6 protein-coding genes and 4 pseudogenes are annotated in these 10,809 nt (G+C 60.0%); 3 read left to right on the top strand and 7 right to left on the bottom strand.

What is annotated here, in order from left to right; genetic code table 11:
* The 4 genes and pseudogenes from NKI17_RS32750 to NKI17_RS32735 form a co-directional block, all read right to left on the bottom strand.
* Window positions 1-199 (bottom strand): annotated as a pseudogene (locus NKI17_RS32750) (cytochrome P450); the annotation flags it as partial.
* A gap of 141 nt (window positions 200-340) precedes the next feature.
* Entirely contained in the window at window positions 341-1,309 is a 969-nt protein-coding gene (locus tag NKI17_RS32745) for an NAD-dependent epimerase/dehydratase family protein (protein ID WP_352907454.1), read from the bottom strand.
* Window positions 1,310-1,313: 4 nt separating this feature from the next.
* Window positions 1,314-1,643: an EamA family transporter gene (locus tag NKI17_RS32740; protein WP_502894683.1), complete on the bottom strand. Its 330-nt coding sequence runs from the start codon at window positions 1,641-1,643 to the stop codon at window positions 1,314-1,316.
* 343 nt (window positions 1,644-1,986) lie between these two features.
* Entirely contained in the window at window positions 1,987-3,822 is a 1,836-nt protein-coding gene (locus NKI17_RS32735) for a hypothetical protein (RefSeq protein ID WP_352907453.1), read from the bottom strand.
* A gap of 322 nt (window positions 3,823-4,144) precedes the next feature.
* Between NKI17_RS32735 and NKI17_RS32730 the strand changes: the two are divergent.
* From NKI17_RS32730 to NKI17_RS32720, 3 genes and pseudogenes are all read left to right on the top strand, one after another.
* Window positions 4,145-4,875: pseudogene (locus NKI17_RS32730) on the top strand (IS256 family transposase); the annotation flags it as partial.
* A 92-nt stretch (window positions 4,876-4,967) separates the two neighbouring features.
* The gene (locus NKI17_RS32725) at window positions 4,968-6,341 is read left to right on the top strand and encodes a transposase (RefSeq protein ID WP_502894682.1); all 1,374 of its coding nucleotides are present in this window, start codon (window positions 4,968-4,970) and stop codon (window positions 6,339-6,341) included.
* A 78-nt stretch (window positions 6,342-6,419) separates the two neighbouring features.
* Window positions 6,420-6,680, top strand: a pseudogene (locus tag NKI17_RS32720) (transposase); the annotation flags it as partial.
* A 95-nt stretch (window positions 6,681-6,775) separates the two neighbouring features.
* Here NKI17_RS32720 and NKI17_RS32715 read toward each other — a convergent pair.
* From NKI17_RS32715 to NKI17_RS32705, 3 genes and pseudogenes are all read right to left on the bottom strand, one after another.
* A pseudogene (locus NKI17_RS32715) lies at window positions 6,776-7,991 on the bottom strand (IS110 family RNA-guided transposase).
* 186 nt (window positions 7,992-8,177) lie between these two features.
* The gene (locus tag NKI17_RS32710; RefSeq protein WP_352907452.1) at window positions 8,178-9,377 is read right to left on the bottom strand and encodes an IS256 family transposase; all 1,200 of its coding nucleotides are present in this window, start codon (window positions 9,375-9,377) and stop codon (window positions 8,178-8,180) included.
* A gap of 229 nt (window positions 9,378-9,606) precedes the next feature.
* Window positions 9,607-10,638, bottom strand: a complete 1,032-nt coding sequence (locus NKI17_RS32705; protein ID WP_352907451.1) for an IS110 family RNA-guided transposase — start codon at window positions 10,636-10,638, stop codon at window positions 9,607-9,609.
* Window positions 10,639-10,809: the final 171 nt, after the last annotated feature.

The following is a 10,809-nucleotide window of genomic DNA, read 5'->3' as shown; positions in this document are numbered from 1 at the left end:
GGATATTGGCGACCAGGACGTCGTCGGAGAGCGCATCGTCGCTGCGGTCGAAGGCGCTCACCATGTCGTGGATCAGCCCGGTGCGCCCGGCCAGCGCGCGCGCGGCGCGGACGCACTGGCGCAACTGCGCGTCGATCCAGTCGCGGGCGGCGCGGCCGCGCCGCAAGGGCAGTCCGGGCAGGTCGACCGGTGGCGCGACGAAGCCCAGCGCGGTCGCAAAAATTGTCCCTCGCAGCCAGCCAGACCGAAGGTTCATCCAGGACTCCGGTTGTTGTGGCGGGACGAGAGGCAAGGTTCGAGGCAAAGTAAGTCACGTGGCGCCAGCTCCCCTTGGCACGGCTTACGAGGATTTCAAAAATCCCGTGTACGCCTCAAAAATGATATCCATATCGCTTTTCGATGCCGTCCAGCCCAAATATTCCGTCGTGCCCCCCGTGTTGAGAACGTAATCAATATTCGCAATAGCGAACTGCTCTGGATAAAGTAGTGTCAAGGCCGCTCTATCAAGCAATGAAAGAGCGGGCTTCAGAATAACCGCCGGTATGGGAAGAAGGATCGATCTTGAGCTGGCTCGCCGGACCAGTTCTCGGAGAAGCTCTTTGACAGTGGGCGGTTCGCAGGAGCCGAGATGAAATGGACCAAGCGGGCAATTTCTTTCTACGGCCGCCAGCGCAGCAGAGACGCAATCCTCAACGGCAATCATTTGATAGCGGTTTTTGCCAGTGCCTATTAGCGGGATAGGCAAGCCTGCTCTAATCAGTCGAAAGAGCTTCGTCAATATTCCAAGGCGCCCGGCACCAGCGATAAGTCTTGGACGAAATATGGTCGCATGGAGGCCGAACTCCCTACACGCTTGCATCAAAAGCCGCTCCGCTCCGACCTTGCTCCTACCGTACGGCCCGATCGGACGTTGCATATCAGTCGGATTGACCGGTGTGTGATCTGGTTTTCCGTAGGTCATGTCCGTGGAAAAAAAAACAAGTCGTTGCGTGGAGCCCGCCGAGATTGCGTCCAGCAGGCAGCGGGTGCCATTCACGTTCACGTCAGCAAACCATTCGTCTCGATTTCTATGGGGTACACCACGGTGAAATTGACGTGCTGCAAGATGATAGACCACATCATCGCGCTGGAGATGAAGCTTCCTCAGGTCTCGATGCTGCCGTACGTCACCTCTTACGAAAGCTACCGAGTTGTTGGTCGCTAGTGGCTCATCGAGATCAAATATGACGACCTTCTCTCCCCGCCGGGCGAGAGCGGATGCCATGTACGTTCCAGTAAAACCTGCCCCTCCGGTAATGACGTGTCGCATCGGGCTACGCCGTCCGACTAATTAAGACGGTGCCGAGGCAAATCAACGCGATGCCAACCAGTCTTGCAAGCGGTATTGCTTCGCCGAGTAGAAGGAAGCTGAAGAGGACTGCAATTACATACCCAATCGATAGCATTGGATACGCAACGCTAACTTGATTGCTTGAGAGTACAGCCAGCCACAATAGGACGCTGATTGCATAACAGGACAGGCCGGTCCACAGATAGAAATTGCTCAAAACTGTCCAAAGCAATGTTATTGGCTGGCCTATAGACGGTAAGGTGCCAAGCGTCAGCATAGCCATACGCAAAGCAATTTGAGCTAGTGCATTCATGCTTACGCTAAAAAAGATTAGTGCGAATGATGAAGGGGTCAAGGTGTCCTCTTGTCGGGCTATGCAAGTAGAGTGTTGTAGCTAGAAACCCCTGCAAAGTTCCGGAAATTAACCCGGCAAGAAGCATCAGGTACCTTTCTAGCGCGTAGAAGCGACTGAACAAATTCGAGGTCATCCTTGACCAGACAGCCCTTCAGATGACGAGACCGTTGATGCCATAGTGCGAGTAGATTTTAAGGATGTGCAACAGAATCAGCTGCCGCCGATCTCGACCATGGGCGTGCGCCAATGTGGGTTTCCTCGGAGATTCAGGTTCCAAGGCCACCGGCGAGGATTACAGCTTTCATTCTTGGCTCCATTTCTGGCCATCTGGCCGTTGTCGCCTGGCTTCACGGCAGGATTGCTCCGCCGGCGCGGCGGAGCGTACGGGCTTCAACAGAAACTGCCGACCATACCGATAATTCCCGTCAAGGACGGGGGGGTCGAACGTAGCGGCGGCGACGTAGTCCGCCTGCCCAGCTCCAAAGGAGGCCATAACACCCGCTTGGTCAAGATGCCGCTGGCGCTCTGGCTGAATCAGTACCCACGCTTTGGCTAGATCGGCGCAGTTCTCAAGTCCGAGCGTTTCCACCGCCACCGCGCTACTGCCGGGCTTTCCTCCGATCAGCCAGGGAAGACCGAGTGCTCGCATCTCGAGCACATACAGCAGGCCCGGCGAGCCGCCAGTGAGATCGACCACCGGGGTACCAACTTCAAGGCCGGCCGCACGAGCCTGGGCTCTGGCTGTGGCCAGATAGTGGTGGAAGGATTCCGAGAGCACCAATTTTCCACCACGCGGCATGGTCATGACAGCGGTATAAGCGCGCAAATCTTTCACCTGAAGGAACGGGTTGAGGATTCTGTCATTCACAACTGATGCAGTGAGCAACTGTGCCAACACAGTCAGGGGCAGTAGGGTGGCGAGGCTGCGTCCCTGTTGCGCAAGAGGGCTCAGAAAAGCAATGACTGCGAGCATCCAGAACAAGGCGGCGCACGCGCCAAGGTCCCAGTAATTGACATTGGAGCCCAGTGCGAACACGTGCGGCAGGACCAAAAAGGTTAACGCTAGAGCGATGCTGGTGGCAGGCTGGGTGCGCAGAACCAATCCCTTATGATAGAGCATCGCGCCAAGGCATGTGAAGGCCGGCACCAGGAACAGGGTCGAGAGCTGGATGCTGATTGGATCGATCCCCAGCAGCGTAATCGCTGTTGTTACGATCAACACCGCAGCGAGCGCCAGCGACGGGAGCAACTTGTCCGCAGACCCCATGAGAATGCTAAGCAGAAGAGCCATCGCCAGTAACACAGCGATAGCGACTTGCGAGCGACTGGTGGCAAGCCAGTCGATCCGAAACGCGCGAAACACCTCGTGTCCGTTACCCAGCAGGATTTCCATCTCAGCGCTCCTAACCATACGGGTCAACAGCCCGGTGACGCCGCCGTCGATCAGGTAGGCCGTCATAATCAGTAGAGCGAGAGCGATCAGCGTCGCGCCGAGCATGGGCAGCAGCGACTTTCGGCGCAAAACGACGACATAGAGCAAAACGAGGAGGGCAATGGCCGCAGCGGTGGTCGGCTTGGCCATGAAACAGCACCAGCCGCCAACGCCGACCAGGATCCACCCCAAAACTTGGCGCATGCGCCTTGGCCGGTCTGCTAGTAGCAAGCCGCTCGTCACGATCAAAAGCGATTGAAAGGCCAGCGTGTAGTAGCTGGGAGTGAGCGTCCAATCGAGAAAGACGAGGGATGCCATGCTGCCGATCCCTGCCGATAGCACCGCCGCCTGCAGCCAGCCCACTGTCCAGAGGCGCCGGATCACAAGGAAGCTGAGAATCCAGCCCAGCGCCATCGTAAGCGTGACGTTCGCCATGCGAAGCACTGCAATATCGCCCTCCACCCGCTGATACGGCCAGTGGTAGACGAAGCCGAAAAGGGACGGCGGAGAATTGATTGCGTAGGGGAATGGGTTCGCGATGAAGTTGAGGTGGAAACCTTCATCTTGGAGATTGAGACCGTAACTGCTGTAGTATAGCAACCAAGCGAAAAGGATTGCTGTGGTTACGGCGGACAGAGCCAGCAAAGTCCGCTCCAGCAAGAGCGACAACGTCCTTCCATTGGCAAAGTGGTTCTCTCTTGCCATAGGCCCTTCCTGCCAGCCTCCCAGACGAGGCCCATTCCATGGATAGCGTCAAGGAGCTTTTAACCGACCTGAGCCCCGCAATCGCCTACGAGAATTGGTAGGGTCGCTCACCTCGTGCTCTGAGATGGGGTTCTCTGATCGCGGAGCTGATTGCAAGCTCCTTTTCAGCGTATCCATGTTCCTGCCGGCTCTGTGGTTCACTTCGCGGTTAACACTGGGTCGCCGCATGTTAGCGTTCGGGACGTGGGTGCCTCAATGTAATCTGGGACTGTCAGGAATTCTGTGCGCGAGGCCATGATGATGGAAAGGAGAGAATCATCACATGGCTATCGAGAAAGAACTTCTGGACCAGCTGCTTGCCGGTCGTGATCCGAACGAGGTTTTCGCCAAGGAGGGTCTGCTTGACGACCTGAAGAAGGCGCTTTCGGAGCGCATTTTGAGCGCCGAGCTCGACGAGCACCTTGAGGACGAGAGCACCGAGGGGAACGTCAATCGTCGCAACGGCCATTCGCGGAAGTCGGTGCTGACGGGCACATCGAAGATGGCGCTGAGGATCCCGCGCGACCGTGCCGGAACCTTCGATCCGAAGCTGATCGCCAAATATCAGCGCCGCTTCCCAGACTTCGACGACAAGATCATCTCCATGTATGCGCGCGGCATGACGGTGCGCGAGATCGGCGGCCACCTGGAAGAACTCTATGGTATCGACGTATCGCCGGACCTGATCTCGGCTGTCACCGATGCCGTCCTGGAGGAGGTTGCCGAATGGCAGAACCGGCCGCTCGACATCTGCTAGCCGCTCGTCTTTTTCGACGCGATCCGGGTCAAGATCAGGGACGAGGGCTTCGTCAGGAACAAGGCCGTATACATTGCGCTCGGCATCCTGCCCGATGGCACGAAGGAGATTCTTGGCATCTGGATCGAGCAGACCGAGGGCGCCAAGTTCTGGCTGCGGTCATGAACGAGCTGAAGAGCCGCGGCGTCGGCGATATCCTGATCGCGGTCGTCGACGGACTGAAGGGCTTTCCCGAGGCGATCAACGCCGTCTTTCCCTAAACCGTCGTCCAGACCTGCATCGTAGGCGTGTTGAAGAAGTGCCGTCACGCTGATTCAATCGAGCTGCCGTTGATTCTCGGGAGCTGGCGATGCTGGGACGAAAGGAGCGGGATCAGCTCGAGCTGTTCATGACGGGGTCATTGCGGCAATTGGTTCCCGACGATCACATTCTGGCCCGCGTCGATCGCGTTCTCGATTTGGATTGGCTGCGCGAGGAGGTAGCTGACTTTTACTGTGCCGATAACAGTCGGCCTGGCATTGATCCCGAGGTGGCGGTGCGCCTTATGCTTGCCGGCTTTCTGCTCGGGATCGTGCACGACCGCCGGCTGATGCGGGAGGCGCAGGTGAATGTCGCGATCCGCTGGTTCATCGGCTACGGCCTGCATGAGACGCTGCCCGATCATTCGAGCCTGACCCGGATACGGCAGCGCTCGGGCGCGGAACGCTTCCGGCGCATTTTCCAGCGCACAGTTCATGCCTGCATTACGGCGAAGATCGCCAAAGGCGAGATCGTTCATATCGACGCTTCACTGATCCGCGCCGACGTCAGTTGGGACAGCCTGGCGGTTCGGCATGTCGAGGCGGTGGCCGAGATCAACGACGCAGAGATCGAAGCGCTCCGCGCCAGCCGGCAGACCGGCAAGTTCAAGAAGGTGTGCGTAACCGACCCCGACGCCACGATGGCGACCAACGCGCGCAACCGCCGACTGGAGCCGGCCTACAAGCAACATACGGCGGTCGACGACCAGTGCGGCGTCATTGTCGACGTTGAGGTAGCGACAGGTGAACAGAACGAGGGCATGGCTGTAGAGGAGCGTCTCAACGCTATTGCCGAGACGACGGGTTCGGCCATCGCTACGGCGACGATGGACGCCGGCTATGCATATGCCAAGGTGTTTAGGGCACTGGAGGATCGCGGCATAGAGGCCATCGTTCCGGCCAAGGCCGAGCCACGTCCTGGAAAGGTCATTCCGACGCGCCGCTTCAAGTTCGACGCCCTGCATAATCTGGCGCGCTGTCCGCGAGGAAAAATCCAGCGGCCAAAAGGCAAGCTGCAAAAGGGCTCATTCCAACATTTCCAGGCACGCGGCAAGGATTGTCGCGCATGTCCGCTACGGGAACGCTGCGTTAGTCCGTCGCGCCACGCCCGCGTCGTCGTGTTCAACGTCGATCATCCTTCATTGCTGAGGGCGCGGCGCAAGCGGCTCGGATGGGGTCGAAAGGAAAAAGATCTCTATCAGCGTCATCGCTGGCGGGTCGAGGGCGTGCATGGCGAAGCCAAGACATGGCACGGCCTCGCCCGCGCGGTGCGCCGAGGACTGGACAATATGCGCATCCAGGCCTTCCTGACCGCTGCGGCCATTAATCTGAAGCGGCTGGCCGTCGCACTCTACGGCTTCCTGCTTCTGCTCATCAGCAATTCGGCGGTCAGCATCAAATTTCAGAGGCTCGCCGCGGTATGACGCGTCGTTGTACAGGTTGATCGCCACCGGCTCGGAGCCCGAAATTGCCGGGCAAAAAAGCACTTCTTCAACAGGCCCATCGTGCACCTGATCCGCCATTCCCTGGAGTTCGTGTCCTGGAAGGACCGCAAGCCCGTCGTGCCGGCGCTGCGCGCGATCTACCGGGCCAAGGACGCCGAAGCCGGCATGAAGGCACTTGAGGACTTCGAGGCCGGCTACCTGGGGCAGCGATATCCGGCGATCACGCAAAGCTGGCGGCGCAACTGGAGCCAAGTCGTCCCATTCTTCGCCTATCCCGAAAGCGTGCGGCGGATCATCTACACCACGGATGACATCGACAAGCGCTTTGTCAGCTCATGTGCTAAATTCTCCCAGCACGGACGACCACGTGGCAAAGAGCGGCGCCTGAGGATGAAAGCGCCGCCGCGCTGCCTTCATAGCCGTTCCTCCTTTGTGGCGTCCGTGCGCCGCTTCGGCCCTCGCTGTCGCCACTGGCGGACCATCAGCTCATAGGCACGCTCAGCATGCTCGGCCGCAGCCTTCTCCCGGTTGCGCAATTCCTTGACATTGTAGGCGTAGGCTGAACCGCGACGACCAACACCGCGTTCGTTGGGCGCGCCGGCCTTGAGGGCGAGTTGTCGCTGCTTCGCCGCCACCAACGCAGGCCTCACCCACAGATAGTTCTCCTGCTTCGTCAGCATGTGCCAGATCAGCACGGCGAGCTTGCGGGCGACCGCGACCGCCGCAACCTGATGACCGCGCTTGTTGCGGATGCGCAGGAAGAAGGCTCTGAGCGGTCCGGGCACCTTCGCCGCCGCCCAGGCGGCCTCGACCAGCATGGCACGTGCGTGGGAACGCCCGTGCTTGCTGATCCGGCCATACTGGGCGATGCCAAGACCGGATTGCCGGACGCGCGGATTGAGGCCGAAGTAGCTCACCAGCTTCTGCGGTTCGCCGAACCGGTGGATATCCCCGATCGCCGCAATGATCCCGGTGGCCACGACGGCATTGACGCCGGTGATCGTCTGAAGCCGACCGACCTGCGGATCGTCAATCGCATCCCTGGCGATATCACGATCAAGGTCTGCCAGATCCTCGGCCAGGCGATCGATCTCACGGATATGTCTGGCGATCGCGGCCCGTTCGTCGTCGGGAAGCACCTGCCGCTCAAGCCAGGCGCGGCCGCGATTGTTGAACAGATCGGCATGCGGGCACTTCGGCACGAGGTGCGCCTGCAGGATGCCATGCACCTCGTTCTTCACGCGCGTGCGATGCCGAACTACCTGGTTGCGCCACGCGACGAGGCGGCGAAGCCGCTCGGTCCGCTCGTCAGATACCCAGACCTCCGGCAGAAAGCCGCTGGCATGGAGCTGCGCCAGAACGCCGGCATCGATCTTGTCGGTCTTATCCTGGCATGGGCGATCGCCTTCACCTGCATGGATTGGCGACAATCACCCGGCCGACGAAGGGCGAAAGCACGCGCACCACCGCCATGACATTGCCGGTCGCCTCGACAACGACCTCGTCAGTTGCAACCAGGCTGCGGCCGAACCCTTCCAAACCGGAGCGGGTCATGTCGATCCGTCCGTGGTGGCGCAGCCGGCCATCTTCCCAGAAAACCACTTCCGCAAAAGTGCGGTGGATGTCCATTCCAATCACACGTCTCATTGGCTCCCTTCCTTGAACAATCGGGAGCCGGCGGGCGACGCGACACCTACGGATCCGCGAGTTGTGTGCGTCAAGTTCTGCAAAAGTGGGGTGGCAGTAGCTGTGACGTTGGCGTGTCCGCCGCGCAGCCCCCGTGTTTAGCGGAGCGGCGGACATGGCGGCCGCGTCTCAGGCGGCCAATGCCCTCAGGCTCTCCTTCTTGTGCTCGCGCAAATGATCCATATTGAGGTAGCGGGTCGCCTCGAGCCAGTTCTCGTGGATCTCCACCGCCAGTGCCCGAACCAGCCGCAGACAGCTCTGCTGACTGGGGAAGATGCGGACGACCAGGGTACGCCGCTTGATCTCCTGGTTCAGCCGCTCCAGCATGTTCGTCGACTTCATGTGCTTGTGATGGGCAAGCGGCAGCCGATAGAAACTCAGCGTCTCCTCGATATTGTCCTCTACCCAGTTCACTAATTTCGGGTATTTGGCCTGCCATTTGGCGATCCACTGCGCCAGGTCGCGCTTGACCTCGGCTAGGTCGCGCCGGTCATAGAACCATCTGAGCTCCATCAGGCAGTCGTCATCGACCTTGCGCGGCACATAATCGAGCGCGTTTCTGAGGAAGTGCACGTAACAGCGCTGCCAGACTGCTTCAGGCAGGACTTCCCGGATCGCTGCCCTGAGCCCCGGATGGTCGTCGGAGACGACGAATTCCACGCCGGCGAGCCCGCGCTGCTTGAGCCCTGCCACGAACTCGCGCCAGCTCGAATGGCTTTCACGGTTGGCCAGCTCGACACCGAGCACCTGGCGCCGGCCCTCCCAGTCGACCCCGATCGCCACCAAGACCGCCTGGCTGGCGATCACGCCGGCCTCGCGCGCCCGCTCGTAGCGCGCGTCCAAAATGAGATAGGGATAAGGTTCGGCAAGCCGCCGCTCATAGAATGCCTTCAGCGCCTCATCCAGCCGCGCCGTTGCCTGGCTCACCGTCGAGGCCGAGAAGGAATGGCCGCACAGCTCCTCGGTGATCGCCTTGACCTTCCGGGTCGACACACCTTGCACGTACATCTCGACCAGCGCCGACACCAATGCCTTCTCCGAGCGCTGATAACGCTCAAACAACTCCGTCGAGAACCGGCCGGCCCGATCTTGCGGAACCCGAAGCTCCAGCACGCCAACCCGCGTCACAAGCTTGCGTTCGTAATAGCCGGACCGGTAACTAACCCGCTCCGTCGTCCGCTCGCCTTTCTCGGCCCCGATCGCCTCCGTCATCTCGGCTTCCAAAGCCTCCTGCACCACAGTCTGCAATACCTTGCGAAAGCCGTCCTCATCCGACAACAGCAACGCTTTCAACCCACCCCTGCTCAGTCTAACTTCTCGATTGGTCATGGCACTTCCCTTTCCACGGGAATCGGTGATTGCAACGTCACCACCGTGCCATGGCCGCGAGCCTCGATGGGTTTTCGCCCGCTTCCACCTCAACGGCCCCCAGACATCGGCCGAAGCCGTGCCGGTCCACACACCAGGTTCTGGAAGCGACGGGGTGACGGTTTCGCCATCTCCTGCCATTTTGCTGCAATTGCCGAGGTGGGACCTCCTTCTCGCTCTCCAGGGACCGTCAGGCTGCTTTCACCGACAGGTCCGGTTGATAGGCAGCATTACCCGAGAGCATCGACCAGACGATCCTCGCATTCTTGTTGGCGAGCGCGACCGCCGCGACATTGGGATGGCGCCGTTGCCGCAACTTGCCGAGCCAGAGGCTTCGCGGATCCTGTTTGCCGCCGGCGCGACCCAGAGCGGCGCGAGCGCCATGGATCATCAGCGTGCGCAAATAACGGTCGCCGCGTTTGCTGATGCCGAACAGTCGGGCCCGTCCTCCACTTGATCGCTGCTTCGGCACAAGGCCCAGCCACGCCGCGAACTGGCGATCGTTCTTGAAGCAGGTTCTGTCACCGACAGCTGCAATCAATGCCGTCGCCGTTATCGGCCCAATGCCTTCGATCTTGCCGAGGCGTTGGTACGGCTCGCTGTTGCGGAAGATTTCCCGTATCCGGCGATCGTAGGATGCAATTCGCCGATCCAGTTCAGCCAATTCCTCCCGCAGATCCCTCATGAGAGAACGCACCAGCTCGCTGAGGCCGTCATCGCAGCCTGCGATGACCTCGGCGAGGCCACGTCGCAACTGGATGATGTCCCTCGGGATGACGATGCCGTGCTCGGCAAGAAGACCGCGCACCTGGTTCACCAGCTTAACCCGATCCGATACGAGGCGACGGCGAATCCGATGGACGGCCTGCACGGCCAACTGTTCAACGGATTTCGGCGGAACGAAGCGCATTGACGGCCGGCCGACCGCTTCGCAGATGGCTTCTGCATCGTTCCGGTCGTTCTTGTTTGACTTGACGTATGGCGTCACGAACTGAGGGCTGATCAGCCGCACCTGATGGCCAAGCTCAGTGAGCACGCGAGCCCAATAGTGCGCCCCATTCGAAGCCTCCATGCCGACCAGACACGCCGGCAAATTGGCGAAGAAGCGGGCCACCGCATCGCGACGCAGCCTCTTTCGCACAACGACATTCCCGTGGTTGTCGACGCCGTGAACCTCGAAGACATACTTCGCCAAATCCAGACCTATCCGAACGACCTGCATGGCATCCTCCTTCATCGCAGTTGACGTTCGAGATTCCACCTCGCCGCGAGGGCGGGGTCCATACCATTGGCCCCCTCTTTGCAAGAATTGAGCAATGATTTGATCGGATCGCTTGCGCTCATATGTCCGGCCTTTGTGTGCGGTCACAAATAACCGCTGGCCAAGATGTTT

It is taken from the genome of Mesorhizobium sp. M0816 (assembly GCF_040320005.1).
Lineage (GTDB): Bacteria > Pseudomonadota > Alphaproteobacteria > Rhizobiales > Rhizobiaceae > Mesorhizobium.
The sequence above is the reverse complement of the archived record's forward strand: the minus strand, read 5'-3'. Positions and strand labels throughout refer to the sequence as shown.